The organism is Roseobacter sp. GAI101, assembly GCF_000156335.1.
Lineage (GTDB): Bacteria > Pseudomonadota > Alphaproteobacteria > Rhodobacterales > Rhodobacteraceae > Sulfitobacter.
Genome location: NZ_DS999213.1, coordinates 1 through 22,799 on the forward strand (window position 1 = coordinate 1; position 22,799 = coordinate 22,799).

Annotated in this window: 22 protein-coding genes and 3 tRNA genes; 10 read left to right on the top strand and 15 right to left on the bottom strand. The window is 58.6% G+C overall.

Annotated elements, in window-relative coordinates:
* Window positions 1-145 precede the first annotated feature (145 nt).
* Window positions 146-661: a CarD family transcriptional regulator gene (locus RGAI101_RS00005; RefSeq protein WP_008226397.1), complete on the top strand. Its 516-nt coding sequence runs from the start codon at window positions 146-148 to the stop codon at window positions 659-661.
* 70 nt (window positions 662-731) lie between these two features.
* Here the strand turns inward: RGAI101_RS00005 and RGAI101_RS00010 are convergent, their stop codons facing one another.
* A complete protein-coding gene (locus RGAI101_RS00010; RefSeq protein ID WP_008229228.1) occupies window positions 732-2,669 on the bottom strand; it encodes a cation:proton antiporter domain-containing protein in 1,938 nt (645 codons plus the stop codon).
* A gap of 42 nt (window positions 2,670-2,711) precedes the next feature.
* Window positions 2,712-3,170, bottom strand: a complete 459-nt coding sequence (locus tag RGAI101_RS00015; RefSeq protein ID WP_008227548.1) for an Lrp/AsnC family transcriptional regulator — start codon at window positions 3,168-3,170, stop codon at window positions 2,712-2,714.
* Window positions 3,171-3,306: 136 nt separating this feature from the next.
* On the opposite strand from RGAI101_RS00015, the gene hppD reads away from it, so the two are divergent.
* Complete coding sequence (gene hppD, locus RGAI101_RS00020; RefSeq protein WP_008226858.1) at window positions 3,307-4,401, top strand: 4-hydroxyphenylpyruvate dioxygenase; 1,095 nt, start codon at window positions 3,307-3,309, stop codon at window positions 4,399-4,401.
* Between the two features lie 117 nt (window positions 4,402-4,518).
* Here the strand turns inward: hppD and RGAI101_RS00025 are convergent, their stop codons facing one another.
* The gene (locus tag RGAI101_RS00025) at window positions 4,519-7,278 is read right to left on the bottom strand and encodes a hypothetical protein (protein ID WP_008229385.1); all 2,760 of its coding nucleotides are present in this window, start codon (window positions 7,276-7,278) and stop codon (window positions 4,519-4,521) included.
* 228 nt (window positions 7,279-7,506) lie between these two features.
* On the opposite strand from RGAI101_RS00025, the gene RGAI101_RS00030 reads away from it, so the two are divergent.
* A complete protein-coding gene (locus RGAI101_RS00030) occupies window positions 7,507-8,205 on the top strand; it encodes an SIMPL domain-containing protein (RefSeq protein ID WP_008225535.1) in 699 nt (232 codons plus the stop codon).
* 90 nt (window positions 8,206-8,295) lie between these two features.
* Here the strand turns inward: RGAI101_RS00030 and RGAI101_RS00035 are convergent, their stop codons facing one another.
* From RGAI101_RS00035 to RGAI101_RS21835, 3 genes are all read right to left on the bottom strand, one after another.
* On the bottom strand, window positions 8,296-9,588 hold the full coding sequence (locus RGAI101_RS00035; RefSeq protein ID WP_008225729.1) for an O-acetylhomoserine aminocarboxypropyltransferase/cysteine synthase family protein: 1,293 nt from the start codon (window positions 9,586-9,588) through the stop codon (window positions 8,296-8,298).
* Window positions 9,589-9,731: 143 nt separating this feature from the next.
* Window positions 9,732-10,736, bottom strand: a complete 1,005-nt coding sequence (locus tag RGAI101_RS00040) for a hypothetical protein (protein ID WP_037226913.1) — start codon at window positions 10,734-10,736, stop codon at window positions 9,732-9,734.
* Window positions 10,737-10,945: 209 nt separating this feature from the next.
* A tRNA-Tyr gene (locus tag RGAI101_RS21835) sits at window positions 10,946-11,029 on the bottom strand.
* A gap of 127 nt (window positions 11,030-11,156) precedes the next feature.
* Here RGAI101_RS21835 and rlmB point away from each other — a divergent pair.
* From rlmB to RGAI101_RS00055, 3 genes are all read left to right on the top strand, one after another.
* On the top strand, window positions 11,157-11,933 hold the full coding sequence (gene rlmB / locus RGAI101_RS00045) for a 23S rRNA (guanosine(2251)-2'-O)-methyltransferase RlmB (protein ID WP_037228734.1): 777 nt from the start codon (window positions 11,157-11,159) through the stop codon (window positions 11,931-11,933).
* A gap of 29 nt (window positions 11,934-11,962) precedes the next feature.
* Entirely contained in the window at window positions 11,963-12,271 is a 309-nt protein-coding gene (locus RGAI101_RS00050) for a hypothetical protein (protein ID WP_008228684.1), read from the top strand.
* A 228-nt stretch (window positions 12,272-12,499) separates the two neighbouring features.
* On the top strand, window positions 12,500-12,967 hold the full coding sequence (locus RGAI101_RS00055; RefSeq protein WP_008228942.1) for a CoA-binding protein: 468 nt from the start codon (window positions 12,500-12,502) through the stop codon (window positions 12,965-12,967).
* Between the two features lie 95 nt (window positions 12,968-13,062).
* On the opposite strand, the gene RGAI101_RS00060 is transcribed toward RGAI101_RS00055, so the two are convergent.
* From RGAI101_RS00060 to hisA, 3 genes are all read right to left on the bottom strand, one after another.
* On the bottom strand, window positions 13,063-13,368 hold the full coding sequence (locus RGAI101_RS00060) for a phosphoribosyl-ATP diphosphatase (protein ID WP_008228244.1): 306 nt from the start codon (window positions 13,366-13,368) through the stop codon (window positions 13,063-13,065).
* The gene (gene hisF / locus RGAI101_RS00065; RefSeq protein WP_008225425.1) at window positions 13,365-14,126 is read right to left on the bottom strand and encodes an imidazole glycerol phosphate synthase subunit HisF; all 762 of its coding nucleotides are present in this window, start codon (window positions 14,124-14,126) and stop codon (window positions 13,365-13,367) included. Before hisF ends, RGAI101_RS00060 begins: the two co-directional genes overlap by 4 nt.
* 94 nt (window positions 14,127-14,220) lie before the next feature.
* A complete protein-coding gene (gene hisA, locus RGAI101_RS00070) occupies window positions 14,221-14,937 on the bottom strand; it encodes a 1-(5-phosphoribosyl)-5-[(5-phosphoribosylamino)methylideneamino]imidazole-4-carboxamide isomerase (RefSeq protein ID WP_008225462.1) in 717 nt (238 codons plus the stop codon).
* Between the two features lie 143 nt (window positions 14,938-15,080).
* Here hisA and RGAI101_RS00075 point away from each other — a divergent pair, with 143 nt between their 5' ends.
* Window positions 15,081-15,470 (top strand): DUF2147 domain-containing protein, encoded by a 390-nt coding sequence (locus tag RGAI101_RS00075; RefSeq protein ID WP_008227093.1) that lies wholly within the window; start codon window positions 15,081-15,083, stop codon window positions 15,468-15,470.
* Between the two features lie 137 nt (window positions 15,471-15,607).
* On the opposite strand, the gene hisH is transcribed toward RGAI101_RS00075, so the two are convergent.
* Both hisH and hisB read right to left on the bottom strand, forming a co-directional pair.
* Entirely contained in the window at window positions 15,608-16,246 is a 639-nt protein-coding gene (gene hisH / locus RGAI101_RS00080; RefSeq protein WP_008225841.1) for an imidazole glycerol phosphate synthase subunit HisH, read from the bottom strand.
* Between the two features lie 3 nt (window positions 16,247-16,249).
* On the bottom strand, window positions 16,250-16,837 hold the full coding sequence (gene hisB / locus RGAI101_RS00085) for an imidazoleglycerol-phosphate dehydratase HisB (protein WP_008228680.1): 588 nt from the start codon (window positions 16,835-16,837) through the stop codon (window positions 16,250-16,252).
* A gap of 142 nt (window positions 16,838-16,979) precedes the next feature.
* On the opposite strand from hisB, the gene RGAI101_RS00090 reads away from it, so the two are divergent.
* Both RGAI101_RS00090 and RGAI101_RS00095 read left to right on the top strand, forming a co-directional pair.
* On the top strand, window positions 16,980-17,219 hold the full coding sequence (locus RGAI101_RS00090; RefSeq protein ID WP_008225105.1) for an Lrp/AsnC ligand binding domain-containing protein: 240 nt from the start codon (window positions 16,980-16,982) through the stop codon (window positions 17,217-17,219).
* A 47-nt stretch (window positions 17,220-17,266) separates the two neighbouring features.
* Window positions 17,267-17,551, top strand: coding sequence for a hypothetical protein (locus RGAI101_RS00095; protein WP_008225331.1), 285 nt, complete (start codon window positions 17,267-17,269; stop codon window positions 17,549-17,551).
* A 550-nt stretch (window positions 17,552-18,101) separates the two neighbouring features.
* Here the strand turns inward: RGAI101_RS00095 and RGAI101_RS00100 are convergent.
* The 4 genes from RGAI101_RS00100 to RGAI101_RS00115 form a co-directional block, all read right to left on the bottom strand.
* Window positions 18,102-18,176 (bottom strand) — tRNA-Gly (locus RGAI101_RS00100).
* 770 nt (window positions 18,177-18,946) lie between these two features.
* Entirely contained in the window at window positions 18,947-20,620 is a 1,674-nt protein-coding gene (ctaD, locus tag RGAI101_RS00105) for a cytochrome c oxidase subunit I (RefSeq protein ID WP_008226693.1), read from the bottom strand.
* 374 nt (window positions 20,621-20,994) lie between these two features.
* Entirely contained in the window at window positions 20,995-21,645 is a 651-nt protein-coding gene (lipB, locus tag RGAI101_RS00110) for a lipoyl(octanoyl) transferase LipB (RefSeq protein WP_008228690.1), read from the bottom strand.
* Window positions 21,646-21,689: 44 nt separating this feature from the next.
* Window positions 21,690-22,364 carry a DsbA family oxidoreductase gene (locus tag RGAI101_RS00115; RefSeq protein WP_008227950.1) on the bottom strand — a complete coding sequence of 225 codons (675 nt, stop codon included), beginning with the start codon at window positions 22,362-22,364 and terminating at the stop codon, window positions 21,690-21,692.
* A 185-nt stretch (window positions 22,365-22,549) separates the two neighbouring features.
* Here RGAI101_RS00115 and RGAI101_RS00120 point away from each other — a divergent pair.
* Window positions 22,550-22,635, top strand: a tRNA-Leu gene (locus RGAI101_RS00120).
* The last annotated feature ends 164 nt before the right edge of the window (window positions 22,636-22,799 follow it).

The window sequence follows — 22,799 nt, forward strand, 5'->3', positions numbered from 1 at the left end:
CCCTTTCACCCGTCTGCCGCGGTTGAGCTTGAAATTCTGAAGTTGTGAAACTTGGCTGGCGACCTGTCGGGTCGGCCAGCCGTTGCCTTTGCGAAAAGGCAAACTTACCCATGCGGGTGCCCCCCGCGCCTAAGGAGCCATATATATGAGCAAGTCGAAAAAGCTAGATTTCCGTCCAAACGAATTCGTCGTCTACCCTGCCCACGGTGTAGGCCAGATCGTATCGGTTGAAGAACAGGAAATCGCTGGCATCTCGCTTGAGCTGTTCGTCATCGCGTTTGAAAAAGACAAGATGACCCTGCGCGTGCCGACGCATAAGGCGACAGAAATTGGCATGCGGTCGCTTAGCAGCCCTGACACGATCACCCATGCGATGAAGACCCTCAAGGGGAAGGCAAAGGTCAAGCGGGCCATGTGGTCGCGCCGTGCGCAGGAGTACGAGCAAAAGATCAACTCGGGCGATCTGATTGCCATTGCCGAAGTCGTACGCGATCTGCATCGCACAGATGACCAGCGCGAGCAAAGCTACTCCGAACGGCAGCTGTACGAAGCCGCACTCGAGCGGTTGACCCGCGAAGTTGCCGCTGTTGCGGGCGGGGACGAACTGGCCGCTGCCAAGCAGGTCGGCGATGTTCTCGAAAGCCGCGTCGCCGCCGCCTAAGCGACCTTGATGAAAACGAAAAAGCCGCGCCTGATCCAGTCAGGCGCGGCTTTTTTTATGCGCGGTCAGGTCAGGCGCTTTTTCTTTCTTCTTCGTCGATCCGGTTCATAAAGGCTGTTTCCAGATCTTTCTGAAGCTCTTTCGCGCGGGCGACATAGGCCTTGTTTTCGCTGGGCGGAATGTCCGGACGCCAAAGGCTGGCCAACTCACGCACTGACGCGCGGTCATGGCTGTAGAACATGCGCTGCGCTTCTGCGGCCTCGTAATCGGACAGGCCCAGATTTTCCAAGACATAGCGGCCAGCCCGCAGTGAGCTGTCGAACATCTCGCGGACGATGTCATTCGCGCCAGCCTGATAGTGTTGATACACATCGGTGCGGTCATGGGCGCGGGTCACGATGTGCAGGCCCGGGTGTTCCTTGCGGGCATAGGAAATCAGCTGCAACGCGGCCTTGCGGTCATCCAGCGCCACAACCAGCACCTTGGCATCCTTCAGCCCCGCCTTGCGTAGGATATCGGGCCGGGTGGGATCCCCCAGAAACGCCTTGTACCCGAAGCGCCGCATCACGGCGATGGTTTCGGGGTTGTGGTCCAGCACGACCGTACGAAAGCCCGATGCCTGCACCAACCGGTTCACGATCTGCCCAAAGCGGCCGATGCCAGCAATGATCACGGTGCCCTTTTCGTCGATCTCGTCCGCGATGAGGGGGCCTGACTTGGCCTCGGTCCGCTTGCTGATCTGGTCATAGAGGATGAACAAGAGCGGCGTGATCAGCATTGAAAGGGCAACCACCAACAGCAAGGTTTCGGCCACGTCGTCGGGCATGGCCCCCGTGGCCACAGAAAAGCTGACCAGCACGAAGCCGAATTCGCCCGCCTGCGCCAACCCAAGGGCAAACAGCCAGCGGTCCCGCCCTTGCAGCTTGAACAAGGTACCAAGCCCGTACAGGATCAGCCCTTTGACGATGATCACCAGCAGCGCCATGCCGACGATGATTACCGTATCGGCATAAAGCAGTTCAAAGTTGATCCCCGCGCCGACGGTGATGAAGAACAGCCCCAGCAGCAGTCCCTTGAAGGGTTCAAGGTCGGTCTCAAGCTCGTGACGGAATTCGCTGCTGGCCAGCACGACCCCGGCCAGGAACGCCCCAAGGGCGGGTGACAGACCGACGAGCATCATCAGGAATGAAATGCCCACCACGATCAACAGGGCCAGCGCGGTGTACATCTCGCGCAGCTTGGCGGCATGGATAAAGCGAAAGACCGGGCGCATGAAGAAAACGCCGGTTATGATGATGCCGGCAATCGCTGCGATGGTGACCAGTGTGATGCCCCAACCCGGCAGACCCTGCACCAGTGATATGGCGGCCTGCGCGGTTTCCGCGCCTTGGCCAACGGCTTCTGTTTCGCCATGACCGCCCGCACCGTGGGCCCCGTCGGTACCGGTCGCGAGGGTCATAGACCCGTCAGCCTGCAACGTGACCGGCGTGGGCATGTTGACGACCAGCAGCGGCAAGAACGCCAGTATCGGGATCACGGCGATATCCTGGGTCAGCAGCACCGAAAACACCGACCGCCCGCCTGCGGTCTGCATCAGCCCCTTTTCCGACAGGGTTTGCAGCACGATCGCTGTCGATGACAGCGACAGGGTCAGGCCGACTGCCAGTGCCACCCCGATGGGTTGCCCGTAGGCCATCGCGATGCCCATCAACGCTGCCGCGCTGATCACCACCTGCAAACCGCCAAGCCCCAGCAACCGGTGCCGCATGTTCCACAGCGCCCGTGGCTCAAGCTCCAGGCCGATCAGAAAGAGCATCATGACCACGCCGAATTCGGCAAAGTGCTGAAGATCCTTGGTCTCGGAACCGACAAGACCAAAGGCCGGACCGATCAGAATGCCCGCAGCCAGATATCCCAGCACCGACCCCAGCCCAAGCCGTGCCGCGATGGGCACCGCAATCACGGCGGCAGCCAGATAGATCGAAGCTTGGAACAGGAAACCTTCCATCAGGGATTTTCTTTCGTTGGGCCGGCGGGGGCCGTGGTGTCGTTAGGTGGGCAAGGGCCCGTCGGTCTTCAGTTGATCCATCACGATCTGGCTGTGAACTTTTGCAACAGCCCCGTGGGGCAGCAGCACGCCGTGGATCAGCCGGTTCAGACTGGGCAGGTCTGCACAATAGACGCGCAGCAGATAATCTGCATCCCCTGTCATGGTCCATGCGCTCACGATTTCGGCACGTGTGGCCAAAAGCCGGGCAAAGCTGGCGGAATATTCTGGGCCATGGGTGCCCAGATGGACCTGCACGAACCCCTGAACCGCCAGCCCCAGCTTTTCGGGGTTCAGCTTTGCCCGGTAACCTTCGATAAAGCCCTCTTGCTCAAGGCGCTGACGCCTGCGCCCGGCTTGCGATGGCGACAGATGCAGCTGTTCGCCCAGTTCCTGTGCGGTCAGGTGGGCGTTCTTTTGCAGGGCGGACAACAGGCGGCTGTCGGTGTCATCTAGGTGCATGCGGTGTTCTCACGTGATTCACAGCAATCATGCGTTGATGCCGCGCGAAAGGCCAGAAGCTAGTTGAATTTTGCGCAATATACGCGGCGCATCGCCGGTAATCTGGGCAAAATCACATCAATTGCCGAGGATTCCCATGGGCCCTTTTCCACATGACGCAGAAAAATCGAAAATCACCGCAGACAATCCTGCGGGCACGGACGGCTTCGAATTCGTCGAATTCGCCAGCCCCGAGCCGCAAGAGCTCCGCGATCTCTTTACGCGCATGGGCTACACCCATGTCGCCAATCACAAGACGCAACAGATCGAACTTTGGCAGCAAGGCGACATCACCTATGTCCTGAACGCCGACCCCGACAGCTTTGCCGCGGGTTTCGTGAAGGATCATGGCCCCTGCGCCCCGTCGATGGGGTGGCGCGTGGTTGATGCGGATCATGCGCTTGCCCATGCCGTCTCTAAAGGGGCAGAGGAATATACCGGCTCAGGCAAGGTGCTGGACGTGCCCGCGATCAAAGGGATCGGCGGATCGCTGATCTATTTCGTGGACCAATATTACGACACCTCGCCCTACAACGAGGAATACGACTGGATCGCGCAATCCAAGCCGGCGGGCGTCGGGTTCTATTACCTCGACCACCTGACCCACAATGTCTTCAAGGGTAACATGGACGTCTGGTTCAAGTTCTACGGCGATCTGTTCAATTTCCGCGAAATCCGTTTCTTCGACATCGAAGGCAAATTCACCGGCCTGACGTCCCGCGCGCTGACTTCGCCTTGTGGCCGTCTGCGGATTCCGATCAACGAAGACCGCGACGAAAAGGGCCAGATCGTCGCGTATCTCAAAAAATACAAGGGCGAGGGGATCCAGCATATCGCTGTCGGCGCGCGCGATATCTACGACGCCACAGATGCAATCGCCGAAAACGGTCTCAAGTTCATGCCCGGCCCCCCCGAAATCTACTATGCGCTGAGCACGACCCGCGTTACGGATCACCAAGAACCCCTGGAGCGGATGAAGAAACATGGCATCCTGATCGACGGCGAAGGTGTGGTGGACGGTGGTGAAACTCGCATCCTGCTGCAAATCTTCTCGAAGACGGTGATCGGCCCGATCTTCTTTGAATTCATTCAGCGCAAAGGGGATGATGGCTTCGGCGAGGGCAATTTCAAAGCGCTGTTCGAGAGCATCGAACAAGAACAAATCGACAGCGGCGACCTCAAGACTGCCTGACACCCAAAGCAAAACCCGCAGTGTAAAATCTGCGGGTTACATGCTTCTCTGGCTTTCAAATATCCCGGGGGGGCCGCCCTTTGGGCGGTGGGGGCTGGCCCCCGAACCAGGGTTCAATCAGCCGCGCGGCATCTTCAAAATCACATCCCGGCCACGTCTGGTATAGCGCAATTCGGAATCGCCAATCGCCGATACACGACCACCATCCAACTTGTCGCCGACGGCGACCTTCTGATAGCGCCCGTTGCTTAGCCGGATCAGGGCGCGGCGGCTTGATGGTTTGCCAAAGACCCCGATCAAATTGATATCTCTCATCTTGATGGCATTCTTGACCGTCGCCTGTTTCGCGACCGACGTTTTCGACGGCGCGGCGGGTTTGACGACACGGGGAGCGACCGAAGCGACGCTGGCCACCTCGACGGGCTCGGGCGCTGTGCGTTCAGCGCGTTTCACGATACCTGCAAAGTTGTTAGGTCTTATGTCAGGGCGGAGCGACGCCTTGATGGCAAAAGCGGACGCATTTACAATCGTTTCAGACGGGGGGGCGTTGGCGTCACCGGATGGTACCGCCGCAAGCGACGCGGCGGCAGAAGCCGCTGCGGCCGTAACCTCTGGGGCGGCCGCTGCGACCTGCTGAAGCGATGCCTTGCGCAATTTCGGCCTGATGCCTGCAAGTTCGGCGCGGGTTAACCCATCCAGTTGTGATCTTTCGTTGCTCTCGATCAGGTCTTTCGGGCGCGGTTTGGGCCGGAAACCTGTCAACGCAGCGTTGGCGGCGGCCTCGACGGGCGTTGTCGCCGCACGCGTTGGGCTTTTGGGGGGCAATGCCGGGGGCTGGCCCGCGAAAACCAGCACACCGTCAGGGTTCAAAGTCCCTTTCGGACTGGGCGCGACCAGGCCGCGTCCATCCAGCGTAAATGTCGTGCCGGCCGCGGCAGGCGACGCGGGGCTGAAATCAAACGTGTCGCCGCCGTAAGATGCCAATGTCGGCAGGGCGATTGCGTCATTTGCAGTGCTGACTGGGTCGATGCTGGTCAGATATAAATCATCAAGCGAGATCATCGCCGGAGCAACAGGGGGCTGGGGGGCCTCGGCCCAGATACCGCTGGTGGCATATTTTGCCTCGACCTGCTGCTGCGGCATCGCGGGGGGCTGAGGCAGTTCGGGAACCCGCAAAGCATCCAGCACCGCACCGTCCTCATCGCTTAGCGTCGGATCGAGGGCCGCGACGACGGTTTCCTGATCCGAGTCCAGAGAGAGCGCGGGTCCGGCTATGTCCGGTTGCGTAAGGGGGCTGGCCACATCCGGCAGATCTGCTTCCTGCGCGGGTGCAGAGGCAACCACCGTGGTGTCACGTGCGCCGAAAAGGCGCGACAGCGACACCCTGTCATCCATGAAGACCGAGGCCCACGCCGCCACACCAGCCAGAAAAACCAGCAAGGCAGCCGTCAGCAGCAGGCCCAGAAAACGGGGTTTGCCGCCAACTACTGCTGATTTTCGGGCCCCGAAAACTGTCATTTTTTCGGCTTCGCTCGTGGTTTTCGGTACCTGGATTCCGGTGTCGGTCAAGACTGCTATCGTTGGTGGCAATGGTTCGATTTTGCTTGGTTTGCGGCGGCTCAAGAAACCAAGCTTTGATGGTTTTGCCTCTGCCGGAGGCACAAAGGGGCCCGACGCTGAGGCCCTGAGCGAACTGCTGTCCGGGACGGGGGTTGCGCGGACAGTTGTCTGGGGCGCGGTAGGCAAGGTTGCCTTGGCTGCCGGTGCGGTTCGGGTGGCACCTCCTACCGTTGGGGCGGCAGCTGTCCGGCGGCTTGTGAACGCTGTGGCGGCCGTTTCCGTCTCCACCGGGGCGGGTCGTGGTAGATTGACCGGTTTTGCCACGGCGGGCACGGCAGCTTTGGGGGCAAGGGTTGCGGTCTCGGACGCTATTTCCTTCGTATCACCTTTGGCGGTGTCTTTGGCAGCTGTGTCTTCGGCCAGTTCAGCCTTGGATGGTGCATCGCCAGCTTGTGTTGTCTGCGATACGATATCTTTCTGAACGACGATGCCGTCCTGAATGACGACGTCATCCTGGAAACGCTCCGACGGTCGCTCTTCCTTTGGTGCAAGGTTTTCAGAAGGGGGGGCGTCTGGCTCTGGACCCTTATTAGATGGACCCTCGGAAACCTGCTCTTTCGGGGGGCTGTCAGTTGCCTCGGGGGCGGCCGTATCAGCGTTTTTACGGTCAGCGCTGTCGGCTGGCAGAAGAATGACAGGGTCGTGCGTCTGGTCGGCCAGTGGGGGCTGTTCCGGGTCCGGACGGATTTCCGCAGCTTCGACCGCTGTCAGGTCATCCAGAACGACGACAGCTTCAGCATCACGATCAACCGCATCGCCGGCGTCCAATATGGTGTCCGCCGCTTCGGTTGGCCCGAAAAATGGTTCTCCGGTGAAAAGGCCGGGCGAGGGCTGCGCCACGAAACTGACCGGATGAAAGCGGTGTTCCATGGCAAACGCTTCAGCCTCGGCCAAGGTTTCACGGGCGACGGCGGCGATATGCGTTTGCGTGCCGTCGCTGCTAATGTCGAACGCCAGATCTTCCACGGCATAGGGGGTGGCGTTTTCCAGCGCCTTGCGCGCGGCATCAAGCCGTGCAGCATCGGAAAGGTCCGGCGTCGGAATGGTCATGTACTTGATCTGATCGTTCGGGATCAAAAGTTTGGTGCGGACGCCACCGGGTTCCAGCGATGCCGCCGTCTTGCGCAAGACGGCAAGTTCACCGGTCAGATCATCGACGTCCAAGGCAAGTTCGCCCACGACGCGCCATCCGCCCGACACCCGGTGCAAAAGGCGAATGCCTTCAAAGGAAAGAGATAATGCAAAATTTGGCTTCATGAGAACGCTTTTAGATAGGGCTGACGAGATCGGTACTTGGACAGTTCGAGAATTGCGTATGCAAACTTAACACGCAGATGCGGTACAAAACAGCCCGGCAACATGTGTCGAAATAATAGAGCAGTAGTTTGCCTATGGAAAGTCCGCCGGACACAACGGGGTTGCAGCGAAGGGTTTGGGTCGCCAAACAGATTTCAGGCGGATTATGCTTAGCTAAAGGTTGAAAATATGAGAATTTTAAAAGTTGCAGCAGTGGTATGCGCGTCATTTGCGACAGGCGCATTTGCACAAGAAGCCCAGACGGGAATCACCGTATCGGGTCAGGGCGTTGTGGCGATGGCCCCGGATATGGCCACGATCCGGGTTGGCGTCACGGAACGTGCCGACCTTGCGTCGGACGCGATGGCGCAAACATCGGAAAAGGTTGCTGCGATTCTGGCGCAACTGGATACGCTTGGGGTGACCGGACCGGACCGTCAGACCAGCGGGCTGTATCTGCGCCCGGTCTATGACAATCGGCCGCGCGACGACAATGCGTCACAGCAGGTGATCGCATACGAGGCGGGAAATACAGTCAGCGTCAAGGTCCGCGACCTGACCAAGCTGGGAACGCTTCTGGATGCGGTCATCGCCGAGGGCGCAAATGATTTCAACGGCTTGCAATTCAGCCTTCAGGATAATGCCGAAGCTTTGATTGCCGCACGCAAAGCGGCCGTGACTGATGCGATGGCGCGCGCGGCGCAACTGGCCGAAGCGGCTGGCGTCACTCTGGGCGACGTGGTGCGGATGTCCGAATCCAGCCAGGGTTTCCAGCCGATGGAGATGAAATCCTCGCAGATGCGCAGCATGGACATGCCGATCGCCACCGGAGAGATCGACGTGAGCGCCCAGGTCACCATGCAATTCGAGATCAAGCAGGCGGAGTAAGCCTGCGGGTTGATGTTGCGAAACCTTTGAAAAGAAAAACGCCCGGCAGATCACCGTCTGTCGGGCGTTTTGTTTGGCTTACCGGTCGGATCAGCTGGTGGCTTTGGCCAGTGCCTGATCCAGATCGGCGATCAGGTCATCGGCGTCTTCGGTCCCGATGGACACACGCACCACATTCGCACCAGCCCCTGCGGCCTCTTGCTGTTCGGCGCTTAGCTGGCGGTGGGTGGTCGAGGCCGAATGGATGATCAGCGACCGCGTATCGCCCAGGTTGGCCACATGGCTGAAAATCTCAAGCGCATTGACCAGCTTGACGCAGGCGTCATAGCCGCCCTTGACGGCAAAGGTGAACAAGCCGCCTGCGCCCTTGGGGCAGACCGTCTTGACGCGTTCGAAATAAGGCGAGGATTCGAGACCCGCATAGGTGACGTAGTCGACGCGGTCATCCTTCTCGAGCCACTGTGCGATCTTGGTGGCGTTCTCGACGTGACGCTCCATCCGCAATGACAGGGTTTCCGTGCCCATCAACGTGTAGTGGGCCGCTTGGGGGTTCATGGTCATGCCCAGATCGCGCAGACCTATGGCGATGCCGTGGAAGGTAAAGGCGAGCGGGCCAAAGGTCTCGTGGAACTTGAGGCCGTGATACGCAGGCTCGGGCTGGCTGAGCGACGGGAACTTGTCATTTGCGGACCAGTCGAATTTACCCGAATCGACGATGCAGCCGCCTGTGACGGTGCCGTTGCCTGTCAGGTATTTCGTTGTGGAATGCACGACCAGCGTCGCCCCATGTTCGATCGGGCGGCACAGATAGGGTGTGGCGGTGGTGTTGTCGATGATCAGCGGGATGCCCGCCGCGTCAGCGACATCGGCGATGGCACGCACGTCCATGATATAGCCGCCGGGATTGGCAATCGCCTCGCCGAAAATCGCGCGGGTGTCGTCGTCAACGGCTGCTTTGACCGCTTCGACATCATCGAAATCGACGAATTTGCAGGACCAGCCGAAGCGCTTGATGGTCTGGCTGAACTGGGTGACGGTACCGCCGTACAAACGGGTCGAGGCGACGATGTTCCTGCCCGGACCCATCAACGGAAACAGCGCCATGATCTGCGCCGCATGACCGGAAGAACAGCAGACGGCACCCACACCGCCTTCGAGGGTGGCGATGCGTTCTTGCAGGACGGCCACGGTGGGGTTGGTCAGACGCGAATATATAAAGCCGACTTCCTGCAGGTTGAACAGGGCGGCAGCATGGTCCGCGTCGCGAAACACATAGGCGGTGGTCTGGTAGATCGGCGTCTGGCGCGCGCCGGTTGCAGGATCAGGCTTGGCACCTGCGTGGATTTGCAGCGTGTCGAAGCCGTAGGTGGGGCCGTCTGTCATGATCTCTCTCCCTTGATGTGTTGCGTTATGGATATGGGAATGGGGTTTGCGGCACAAGAGAATGCACAAGGTCGACGGGGTGGGGTGGATTTTTCAAAAATTTCGGACCGGAAAATTCGAAATTTCCGTCCAGCGCCGCCCTGTCAGCGCATCCAATAGCCGTTTGATTTAAGCCGGTTGCGGATTGCCTGTTCCTTGCGGGGCAGGTTGTCCTGGTCGAAAAGGGCCCGGGCCTTTTGCCCGCGTCCCTGATAGACCATCCGTTTGATCGGCTCATAGCCCTTCAGGACTTTCTTGAGCTTGTTCGGGGCCGAGACCGCCTCGAGAATATCCACGGCGGCCTGGGGTTCGCGGGCATAGAGCAGCGGCAGGAACCGGTAATGACAGCTGACGGCACCATCAATCAGCCCGTCGGGCAGGGTGTCACGTCCGCCGCCCAGTGCGTGGATCACCAGCGGCAATGCGACCTGATCCAGCCATGGGTCAAAGCTTTGGGCGCAAAGTTCGACCGGGGGGGTGTCGCGGATTGCCAGAGCGTATTTCAGGAAGAGCGCGCCGAATGCGTGGGGACAGCGGTAAAAGAAGAACCCCGCGTTGAAATAAAGGTAGCGTTGCCAATATTCGTCCGGCTGGCTCAGATCGAGACTGCTTTCGAAATCGAGGTCAAACTTGTCGTAGAGCGATTTCCACAGGCCCGAATATTGCGGCCCGTAAAGCTGGGGCACAGGCCAGGTGTTGGTACGGCGCAGGGAGGCCGTTGGGCGGTCAAAATCAAACGGTACCGAAGTAATGTCGCCGGTGATCAGCGTGTCGGTGTCGAAAAAGACGAAAGGTTCGCCCTTCGGCAACGCGTGCAGCATTTCGATCTTGTTGCCATAGGGGTAGGCAGCTCCGAAATGTTTGCTGTCAAAGGAAATGATCTCTGCCCCCAGATCCTCGAGCGCATCCCGGATCGCCGGCTCCTTGATCTGTGGATCATTGGGCCACAAGGGGCCGGCCTGCGGTTCGGCCACAAGCAGGCGGCCTTTGAAACCGGGACTTGAATGGCGCAGGGACGCCGCAAAAAGCAAAGCTTCGTAGGCCAGACGGCCCTGCTGACCGACGATGACGATGTTGATGTCTGCGGGAGGGGCTGCGTGCTGGGTCAAACTCGATGCCTTGAAAATGTTCAGATATTCAAAGTTTGACTATAGGGGCAAAACCACCCTCGCAAAAGATGCCATTTGGAAAGTGGCATCGGCAGACACGCCAGCGGATCGCTTGCCTTGCGTCGCCGAAAGGCGGGCGTTTGAAAATGATCCGCTTCGGATCGCCCCGCACAGCCCGTGAGGGGGTATATCAACATGAGGGGAGAAAGTGGTGGGCGACCCTGGAATCGAACCAGGCGTGCGTCTCCGCGAGGGAGTTACAGTCCCCTGCCACACCTTGCGGCCTGTCGCCCACTTTCACCCTGTGCATTGCACCGGATGTGAAGGCGTGATTACAAGCGGTCCTGATAGGCGTCAAGGCGAAAACCTAGGCGAAGGGCAGGGAAATGTGCCTTGCAACATATGACAAAGGGTGCCGCGATGAAAAAACCTAAGTGGGTTGTGCAAAAAGAGCAGGAAAAGAAGGTCGAAGCCAACCAGACGGTGTGGCTTTTCGGTCTGCATGCAGTGCGTGACGCGCTGGAGAATCCTGCGCGAGAAAAATTGAGATTGATGGTCACGCCCAATGCCCAGATCAAACTGGAGGCCGCGATTGCGCAGGCGGGCATCACCCCGGAGGTCGTGGACCCCCGCAAGTTCCGTCCGCCGTTGGATCAGGGATCGGTGCATCAGGGCGCTGTGCTTGAGGTAAAACCCCTATCCTGGGGGTCTTTGGCCGAGGTGTGCATCGGGGCCGAGGCCCCACGTGTGCTGTTGCTGGACCGTGTGACTGACCCGCATAACGTTGGTGCGATCTTACGCTCGGCCGAGGTGCTTGGCGCGTCGGCGGTGATCGGTATGCGCCATCACGCAGCACCTGAAACGGGATCGCTGGCGAAATCCGCCAGTGGCGCGCTGGAACGGCAACCCTATCTGCGGGTCCGCAATCTGGCTGATTCGATCAAGGAACTTCAAAACATGGGGTATCTGGTGCTTGGGCTGGACGGCGAAGCCGAAATCACCGTCGAGGCAGCACTGGAAGGTAAACGCGATCGCCCCGTCGCGCTGGTACTGGGGGCCGAAGGGCCGGGTCTGCGTGAAAAGACCAAGGAAACCGTCGACGTTCTGGTACGGATTGACGCAGAGGGCGGATTTGGGTCGCTCAACGTCTCGAACGCGGCGGCAATCGCCTTATATGCGTCTCGACCCCACGGTTAAGGCTGCCGACCGGCATCAGGAGACCCGCTTTGAGCTATCCGACCAAAATCGCGACCTGTTTTTTTTGCGGCAGCAAGGCCGCGCTGGTCTTGGGGGTGGGGCGGCATGAGCTTGCCTGTGCGCAATGCGGCGCACCGCTGCATGATCTCAAGCAGATACCGGTCCCGAAAGCGGGGCCGGTGCGCAGCACACAGGATTTGCGCCGTTTCCCGGCAGCGACGCCGGGGAGTACCGGAAAAGCCGCGAAGGTCAGGACACAGAAGCCAAAGAAAAAGAAATCGTGGCTCAAGAAGATGTCTGGCGAGGTCTTTGATCTTGTCGAGGATATTTTTGATTGACCGCGGCTTTGGAGGTTTCGGCGGGAATTGGCTTATATGTTCAGAATTTCTTCACGGAATCGTCACAGGGTCTTTGAATGCGCTTGAGAGAGCTTACCTCAACTGTATGACAGCAAGCCCGGAACGCTTGCTGGTCACTTACTGTCCCTCGTTCCACACCTGCGCGCCCTTGAGCTTTTGCTTTGAGGGCGCTTTTTTTTGCAAACGGATGCGTGTAAGGAGTCGGGAATGACATATTCAGATACCCTGTTGAAAGACGTCCTGACCCGCGCCAAGCGGATCGCGGTTGTGGGCGTTTCGTTGAACCCTGTGCGCCCCAGCTATTTTGTGGCGCGATATCTGAAGTTGAAGGGGTTCGATGTGATACCGGTAAACCCCGGACATGCAGGCGAAATGTTGTTCGGTGCGCGAGTCGTGGCAGGCCTTGGGGATATTGAGGGCAGGGTCGATATGGTTGATATCTTCCGCCGTTCGGACGCGGTGCCCCCGATCGTGGAAGAGGCGTTGGACGCGTTTCCGGACTTGCAGACGATCTGGATGCAGATCGGCGTGGAACATGCAGACGCGGCAGCAAAGGCGGAGGCGCGGGGCGTGACGGTTGTTCAAAACCGCTGCCCGAAAATCGAATATCAGCGGCTTTTCGGTGAGTTGCGCATGGGCGGGTTTGCAACCGGAATTATTTCAAGCAAATTGTGAAATAGCCGCGGATGTGCCTGCGGCAGCGGGGCAAGGGGGGCTTGCCCCCCGAATGACTGGCGCCTCCCCCCAGGATATTTAAGAGCCAGAGAAGCCTAGCGAGAGGCTTTTTCAGTGATGCCGCTTTGGGTTTGGCGGCGGGCCAGTTCATGCATGACGTCGCTGAGGGCTACATCCCGTGAGGCGAGCATCACCAGCAGGTGGTACAGGACATCGGCGGCCTCGGAGGTGAGGGCGGATTTGTCGTCCTTGACGGCTTCTATGATGGCTTCGATGGCTTCTTCACCGAACTTTTCGGCGCATTTTTCGGGGCCCTTGGCCAGAAGCTGCGCTGTCCAACTGCTGGACGGGTCGGCGGATTTGCGGTCTGTAATAGTGGCGAAAAGATCGTCGAGGGTCATGTCAGCCTCATCGGGATGCCGGCGGCGGCCATATGGTGCTTGGCCTGCGAAACTGTGAATTCGCCAAAGTGGAAGATTGAGGCGGCCAGCACGGCGGAGGCACCGCCTTTGGTCACGCCTTCGACGAGGTGGTCAAGGTTGCCGACGCCGCCGGACGCAATAACAGGGACGCTGACCGCATCCGAGATGGCGCGGGTCAGTGGCAGATTGAAGCCCTGCTTGGTGCCGTCACGGTCCATGGACGTTAGCAGGATTTCCCCGGCACCTTTGGCAGCGACGCGTTTTGCGAATTCGACGGCGTCAATTCCGGTGGGCTTGCGGCCGCCATGGGTGAAGATTTCCCATTTGCCCGGAGAAACTGTTTTCGCGTCGATGGCGCAGACGATGCATTGGCTGCCGAATTGATCCGCCGCCCGTGAAATCACGTCGGGATCTGCGACGGCTGCTGAATTGAAGCTGACCTTGTCGGCACCTGCCAGCAGCAAGGCGCGCACATCGGCCACGGTGCGCACGCCGCCCCCGACGGTCAGGGGGATATAGCAATGTTCGGCCGTGCGGGTGACCAGATCGAACATCGTGCCGCGGTTTTCGTGTGTGGCGTGGATGTCGAGAAAGCACAATTCGTCCGCACCGGCGGCATCATAGGCGATGGCGGCATCGACGGGATCGCCCGCGTCACGCAGGCCGACGAAATTCACGCCTTTGACCACGCGGCCATCGGCGACATCGAGACAGGGGATGATGCGGGTTTTGAGCATGGGTGTTCTTTAGCGATCGGGGGGGGCGGTGGCAAGCCGCTGGAGGGCTGCCTGCCCTCCAGACCCTCCCGAGGATTTCAAGCCATCTGGAAGATCATGCGAGGGCCTTGAGAGCCTGTTCGAGATCTATGGCCCCGTCGTAGAGAGCACGGCCTGAAATCGCGCCGGAGATGACTTGCGTGGCCTTGAGCGCGATGAGGTCGTCGAGGGAACTGACGCCGCCCGAGGCGATGACGGGGATCGAGACGGCGCGGGCCAGATCGGCGGTGGCTTCGATGTTGGGCCCGCCCATGGCCCCGTCGCGCAGGATATCGGTGTAGATGATCGCGGCAACGCCTGCATCCTCGAAGGATTTGGCGAGGTCGGTGACCATCACATCGGTTTCCGTCGCCCAGCCTTTGGTGGCGACACGGCCACCGCGCGCATCGATGCCAACGGCGACTTTGCCGGGAAAGGCGCGGGCGGCCTCGCGCACCAGATCGGGGTTTTCAACGGCGACGGTGCCAAGGATCACGCGGGCAAGGCCCTTGTCCAGCCATGCTTCGATCGTGGCCATGTCGCGGATGCCGCCGCCAAGCTGGGCGGGCACATCGCACGATTTCAGGATCGCCTCGACCGGGGCGGCGTTGACGGGTTTGCCCTCAAACGCGCCGTTAAGATCAACCAGGTGCAGCCATGTGCAGCCCGCATCGACGAAAGCGCGGGCCTGGGCGGCGGGATCGTCGTTGAACACGGTGGATTGGTCCATGTCGCCATGCACAAGGCGGACGGCCTGACCGTCTTTGAGGTCGATAGCGGGGTAAAGGATCATGGCGTTGCCCTTGCGTTAAATGATTTGCGGTCAAATCGCACGGGGCGGGGGGATTTGCAACGCGGGCGAAGGCTCCGCCACGTCAGGCTTGCCTGAATCGCCGCTTTCACGCCACTCTGCTGCAGACTTTGGGAGGGTTTGATATGAAACGCGTGATCTTGGCGGCGGTTTTGGGGTGTGGTTTTGCGGGGAGCGCACTGGCTGCCGATCCTGCGGTGGGTGTTTGGAGAACCGCCGTGGATGACGGGGCCTATGCCCATGTGGAAATGACACCTTGCGGGTCGGCGGTGTGTGGGACGATCCAGCGCACATTCAACGACACGGGGGAATACGCGTCTCAAAACATTGGCAAACAGCTTGTGATCGGCATGACCCCTGACGGTAAGGGCAACTATGCGGGCAAGGTTTGGCGACCCTCCAATGACAAGATCTACATCGGGAAAATGACGGTTTCGGGCAACGATCTGAAATTGTCCGGCTGCATTGCAGGTGGTTTGCTGTGTTCAAAGCAAGACTGGACCCGCGTTAAGTAGAACTTAACGGCCTCGGGGCGTCAGCCTGTGGGGTCGACCAGAATCACCGCTCCGGTATGCAGAGGGCATTTATGTGAAAAAAAAGCGGCTGTTCTTGGCGGCCCTGATGATTGGTTTGACGCCCGCCGCTTGCTGCGTCAGGGGCGCCAGTTGAGGAAATTTGCAATCATTTTCAAGCCGGTGGTCTGGCTCTTTTCAGGGTGGAATTGCATCCCCAGCATCGTATCGCGGCCAATGACGGCGGTAACATCGCCGGCGTAATCCACATGGGCAAGGCGCTCCGCCGGCTTTGCAACGACCATATGAAAGCTGTGCACGAAATAGGTGTGATCCCCGGTCGCGATGCCGTTGAAGACAGGGTGGGGGTGATCAATGACCAGATCGTTCCACCCCATATGCGGTACTTTCAGGGCCGGATCGGCGGGAGTGATTTTCGTCACCTCTCCGGAAATCCAGTCCAACCCTTCGGTATCTTCGTATTCCCGGCCCCAAGAGGCCATCAACTGCATCCCGACGCAGATGCCCAGAAATGGCCGTCCCTTGTGTTTGACCGCTTCGACCATCGCGGCGTAAATCCCGCTTTTACCCTTGAGCGCCGCCATACAGGACGGAAAAGCGCCATCTCCGGGCAGAACAAGGCGGTCCGCGCGCGCAACCACATCGGCATCGGCGGTCACCACGACCTGGCCTGCGTCAGTTTCGCGGGCCATGCGTTCGAACGCCTTGTGGGCGGAATGAAGGTTGCCGGATTCATAGTCGATGATCGCTGTCAGCATGGGTTACAAAGCGCCCTTGGTCGACGGGATATCGCCGGATTTGCGCGGATCAACCTCGACCGCCTCGCGCAGGGCGCGGGCGACAGATTTGAAGGCAGCCTCGGCGATGTGGTGGCTGTTGAACCCGTGCAGCATGTCCACATGCAGCGTGATGCCGCCATGGGTGGACAACGCCTGAAAGAATTCGCGCACCAGTTCGGTGTCAAAGGTGCCAATTTTCGGGGTCGGAAGATCGACGTCCCAGATCAGAAAGGGCCGCGCGGACAGATCCAGCGCCGTGCGCACCAAAGCGTCATCCATCGGCAGAAGGCAAGACCCGTAGCGACGGATGCCGCGCTTGTCGCCCAAGGCCTTGGTCAGCGCCTGGCCCAATGTAATGCCGACATCTTCGACGGTGTGGTGATCGTCGATGTGCAGATCGCCCTTGGCGGAAATCTTCATGTCGATCAGGGAATGGCGCGCCAGCTGGTCCAGCATGTGGTCAAAAAAACCAACACCGGTGTCATTTTCATAGCTGCCGGTTCCGTCGAGGTTGATTTCGACCGTAATCTCGGTTTCGGCGGTGGAACGGCTGATGGTGGTCTGGCGCATGGGTATTCTCCGCTGGGTGTTGCCCTTATAGCAGCGCGCAAGGGCAAGCCAAGGCCAAGACGCGTGATCGGGCCAATCAGTCATTGCGGCGCAAACGCCCTTATGTCAGCCTAAGACAAACAGAGTTATCCGAAAGCCCCCCATGTCCACTTGTGTTTTCATCCAGATCCGGTGCCGCCCCGGCACGACCTACCGCGTGGCCGAAGAGATCGCCCTGCGCGAAATCCACTCAGAGCTATATTCGACCTCTGGCAATTTTGACCTGCTGATGAAGCTGTATATCCCCAAGGGCGAGGATGTCGGCGTCTATATCAACGACCATTTGCTGGACATTGACGGAATTGAACGGTCGTTGACCACCATGACCTTCAAAGTGTTTTGAGGGGCCGTTTCGCCCTTTGCGCGGCAGTATTGTGTGCAGGGACGGCGGTGGCCGCCCGCACCTACAGCGGGGAAGAAGCCGCGGCTTTGCGCTGCGCCAACATGATGGCCTACACCGCGGTGACGTTGGCGCGGGCTGATCTGATTGGCGAATATGAAAAGAACGTCATGCTCGAGATCACCGTGCTGATCCTCGAGCAGCACGTGAGCGGTACCCGTGCCGAAAAGAAGGCGGCGATGGCCGTGATGCGGGACCGGCGTGATCTGGATACGACCCTGTCGGACTATCAGAACAATGCGGCCAAATGTCTGGTGCAATTCCCGATTTACTGACGTGTCACGCGGTGTCCTGTCGGGCGGCTCAGGGGCGCGGTTGACCGTGTTTCTGGGAGACTGCGTGCGATTCGCGCGGGGGCGGGAGCCGGTCGTCCAAGCGACGTCCGCTGTTTTTACCTGCGTGCGCTGAGTTCCCTAATCTTGCGTGAACTCAAGAAGTCATTGATTGGAAACCAGCGATAGGTGGCGGGATCAGACCCAAAATAAAAGCGCTTGATGCTTACCCTGCTGTCAGGCCTTGCCAGCTTCTAGCTGGCGGCAGCCCGTCGTTGAGGTGGGCCTTTCAAAAGCTGCCACAGGCAAGATTGCCTTTTACGCAACCAGACAACACCGGGCGCTGCTGGTTGGATAAACTGCAGCTCTGGACCGGAGGTTGTTGGATACCTTGCGCAATTGCGTTGCTCAAGCACGGGGCGGTCTGGATGATGATGGGCTGTTGATTTGGCATTGTGTCATCAGGGGGAGGGCCAAGAAAACTGATGCCGGAAAACACAAAGGCCGCCCGAAGGCGGCCTTGTTTTTTTCTGCTGGGGTTGCAGAAACCAGTTGGAGCGGGCGAGGCGATTCGAACGCCCGACCCTAACCTTGGCAAGGTTATGCTCTACCCCTGAGCTACGCCCGCATCCTCTGGTAAGGCGTGATTTACCTATAGAGCGCGGGGGCTGCAAGAGGAAATTTTAGCTTATTTGAAAAAACTTTAGATGGTTGACCAGCAAAGGGTATTTCAGCCTTTGGTGCCCCCGCGATAGAGGCACTACCACCTGTTTGCCCTTCTCAGACACACGGTTCGGCAGTCTTGTTTGAGTAATCGAAGCAGCTTCCATATAGCCCGAAAGATCAGACCATCAGCTTTCGATCAGCGTTGGTGATCGGATGAATTTGCCGTCGCCGCACGCAGCGGTTCCGGGCACAGGATTATGGAGGGCTATTGCTTGGAGGGGAGTGGAGCTTTTGTCGCCATGAGAGCCGCAGGGGACTCCGATGCCCACGCCTGGCTGGCTGACTGTCATATCGTGCGAGATGTCCTGAGTTCTTTGTAAACCAGTTGGCTGCTCTGCTGTACTGGGTCCTCCTTCAAAGAGAGCGGCGCAGAAGCAATGTCAGGCAAGGTGTGCATTGGGGCAAGTTTCGATCGGGACCGTGAATGTGGTCCGTGTGATCTTTCGCGCCCCGCAAAAGGAGCGACGAGGCCTGAGATCTGTACAGCCTGCGGCCCCTGGAGAGGCTGCTAGAGACCCGATCCTACTTGGAACAGTTGAAGGTCATAAAAAATACTGCCGCCGTTTGCAGGGCAAGACACGTCGTCTTGCTATGGGTTTGGACGGAAGAGGTACCGCCATAGAAAAAGGGCCCCAACCGCCGTTGGAGCCCTTTGTTTTTTATAACCTTACCTTAGTGGCTTGGCTGCTTGTCCCAGTCTTCCTGCTTAGGAATGATCTCGAACGTGTGCTCTGGTGGTGGGCTTGGCAGTGTCCACTCCAGCGTGTCGGCATATTCGTTCCATGGGTTTGCTGCCGTGCTCCGTGCGCCCCGTGTCAATGTGTAGAACATCACACCGAAGAAGAAGAGGAACGAGGCGAAGCTCAGGAAGGCACCGATTGACGACCACAGGTTCCAGTAAGCGAAGGCTTCAGGATAGTCGATGTAGCGGCGTGGCATGCCCTGACGACCCAGGAAGTGCTGCGGGAAGAAGGTCAGGTTTGCACCGATGAACATCGCCCAGAAGTGCAGCTTGCCAGCCCACTCGGGATACATGCGGCCCGACATCTTGGGCAGGTAGAAGTAGATACCTGCAAAGATCGCGAACACGGCACCAAGCGACATAACATAGTGGAAGTGCGCAACCACATAGTAGGTATCGTGGTAGTAGCGGTCCACGGCTGCCTGTGACAGAACGATCCCTGTAACGCCACCAACGGTGAAGAGGAACAGGAAGCCGAAAGCCCAAAGCATCGGTGTCTTGAATTCGATCGAACCGCCCCACATGGTGGCAATCCAACTAAATACCTTTACGCCGGTCGGTACCGCGATGACCATCGTCGCAAGCATGAAGTAAGCCTGTTGGTTGAGCGACATGCCGACCGTGTACATGTGGTGTGCCCATACGACGAAGCCCAGTGCACCGATTGCGATGATCGCCCAGACCATTGGCAGATAGCCAAAGATCGGTTTGCGGCTGAACGTGGCAATCACGTGGCTGATGATACCAAAACCGGGAAGGATGATGATGTACACTTCGGGGTGACCGAAGAACCACAAGATGTGCTGGTACAGAACCGGATCACCACCGCCTGCGGGGTCAAAAAACGCGAACCCAAAGTTGCGGTCCATCAGCAGCATGGTGATCGCACCGGCCAGAACGGGCAGGGACAGCAGGATCAGCCAGCTTGTCACGAAGATCGACCAGCTGAACAAAGGCACCTTGAACAGTGTCATGCCGGGGGCACGCATGTTCAGGAAGGTTGTGATCATGTTGATCGCACCAAGGATGGAGGACGCACCGGACACGTGAACCGCGAAGATCGCAAAGTCCATCGACATCCCGCCTTCACGCACGGAAAGCGGCGGATACAGGACCCAACCCACACCGGACCCGAGCTGACCACTGCCACCAGGTGTCAGGATCGAACAAACAGCCAATGTTGTACCGCCGACATAGAGCCAGAAGGACAGGTTGTTCATCCGCGGGAACGCCATGTCGGGCGCGCCGATTTGCAATGGCATGAAGTAGTTGCCAAAACCGCCGAAAAGCGCCGGAATGACCACGAAGAACATCATCAGGATGCCGTGGCCGGTGATCAGGACGTTCCAGAGGTGACCGTTCGGCGTACAAACCGCAGAACTGTCCGCGATAAAGCGCGCACCTTCCATACACATGTACTGAACACCGGGGTGCATCAGTTCCAAGCGCATGTAGATGGTGAAGCTGACTGAGATGAAGCCAACAAGGGCTGAGACGATCAGATACAGAATACCGATGTCTTTGTGGTTCGTGGACATAAACCAGCGTGTGAAAAATCCACGCTCGTCGTGATGGTCTTGCCCGTGAATGGCTGCGTCTGCCATGCGGTGCCTCCTGAGATTGGTGAGCCAACTCACGCCCCGGCAGGGGACGCGCATTGAATTATTCCTCGTTCTAGTGTGCCTTGCCTAAAGGAGCAATGGCCACGATTGCCGCAGGGCCGTAATTTTTACCGCAAACCCGAACGGGTTGATGGAGGTGAAGCGCCTGTCCATGGCGCGGTTCGGGCTGGATTCTGACAGTCATACTTGGCTTACAAAGCGTCAAATTCGTGAAACATATGTGAAGATCAGAATGTATCTGCGGCAAAGCGTCCCTTGGCTATGCATGTGGGCGATGCAAAGGGGCCAAACCTTGTCTTGGGCGCAAAAGGCAGCCGGACGGCGTTGAAATCTATGGGAATCGCTGATTCGTAGGGCTAGTTTTCAAAAATCGCGTCGAATTGCGCCCTGAGCGCGACATCGAGGGCATCCATCGTTACAGGCAGTCCCAGGTCGACCAGCGAGGTCACGCCATGGTCGCTGATCCCGCATGGCACGATCCCGGTAAAATGGTCCAGATCAGGTTCGACATTGATACTGATACCGTGAAAACTGACCCATTTGCGCAAGCGAATCCCGATAGCGGCGATCTTGTCCTCGGCAATATCTCCGTTCAGGGTCAAGGGCTTGTCCGGACGCTCTACCCATACGCCGACACGGCCCTCGCAGATTTTGCCTTTGATGTTGAAGGTGTCGAGCGTCGCGATGACCCATGCCTCAAGGTCTTGCACAAAGCGGCGCACATCGCGGCCCCGTTTGCCCACGTCCAGCATGACGTAAACCACCCTTTGGCCCGGCCCGTGGTATGTATATTGTCCGCCGCGGCGGGTTTCATAGACCGTGAAACGCTCGGGGTCAGTCAAATCCTGAACCTTGGCCGAGGTGCCCGCGGTATAAAGCGGGGGATGTTCGACCAGCCAGATGCATTCATCCGCGCTGCCTTCGGCGATCCGGGTGGCGCGCGTCTCCATCCACGCCTCTGCGGCGCGATAGTCGGTCAAGCCGTCCGAGATGATCCATTCCACCATGGTGCTGCCTTACCGGCCCTTGGGCGCGTTGAAAAGGAGGCTGATCAGGCGGCTGCTTTTTCGCTCAGGATTTTTTGCAGGATCTGCGCATAATTTTCCGCTCCTTGCGCGCCGGTCACCAGATATTTCCCTTCAAAAATCATCGAAGGCACGCCCGAAATCCCCTGCGAGGTCCAGACCCCCTGAAGTTCCCGCACCTTTTCCGCCTGGCTGCCCGAGGCCAGAACCTCGGCTGCTGCCGCGCGGTCCAAGCCGACGCTTTCGGCAATGTCGACCAGTACGGCATGATCCGACACGTCACGCCCTTGGGTGAAATGCGCCTCGAACAAGGCCAGCTTGAGCGGATGCTGAAGGTTTTGCCCCTGCGCCCAATGCAGCAGTTGATGGGCGGCAAAGCTGTTGACCATGCGACTGTCGGGCGAAAACTGGAAGTCGATGCCCAATCCCGTGCCAATTGCGACCAGATTGGCCCTGTTCTGTGCAGATTGCTCGGCTGTGATCCCGTATTTCTGGGTGATATGTTCACCCAGATTCTGACCTTCAGGACCCATATCGGGGTTCAGTTCAAAGGGATGCCACCGGATGAACGCGCCAACTCCGACGGCCGCAAGAGCCTGCTCCAACTGGCGATAGCCCACGATGCACCAAGGGCACATTACATCTGACACGATGTCGATTTGCAGGGTAGGGGTGTCTTGTGCGGGGGTATCCTGGGACATTGGTTCACCTTTATTCTGGGCCTTTCCCCTAAAGTCTACGCTTTGGCGCGTATTTCAAGGGGCGTGTGGCAAATGCCTTGTATGGCATATTTTTCCGTTGGCTGAAAAACCAAATTGATTTCGTGCGAATTGCCTCTTCACAATGCCAGAGAGTTTGTCTAAACGATCCTCACCATCCATGGCGTGCGGTCGTGGCGGAATGGTAGACGCGCAGCGTTGAGGTCGCTGTGGGGTAACACCCGTGAGAGTTCGAGTCTCTCCGACCGCACCAATTTACATTTTTCGGTAAAACTTCCTAAAAACTCAAACGGAACAGTCACTTGCGGCGTTCGAAATCCGTTTTCGCGCGAGTATGATAGCGGTACTGCAAATAGCAATCTAAGCACAGTTTTGCGCAGTGCCAATGTGCCGTTTTTCCAGATATTCCAAGGGTTT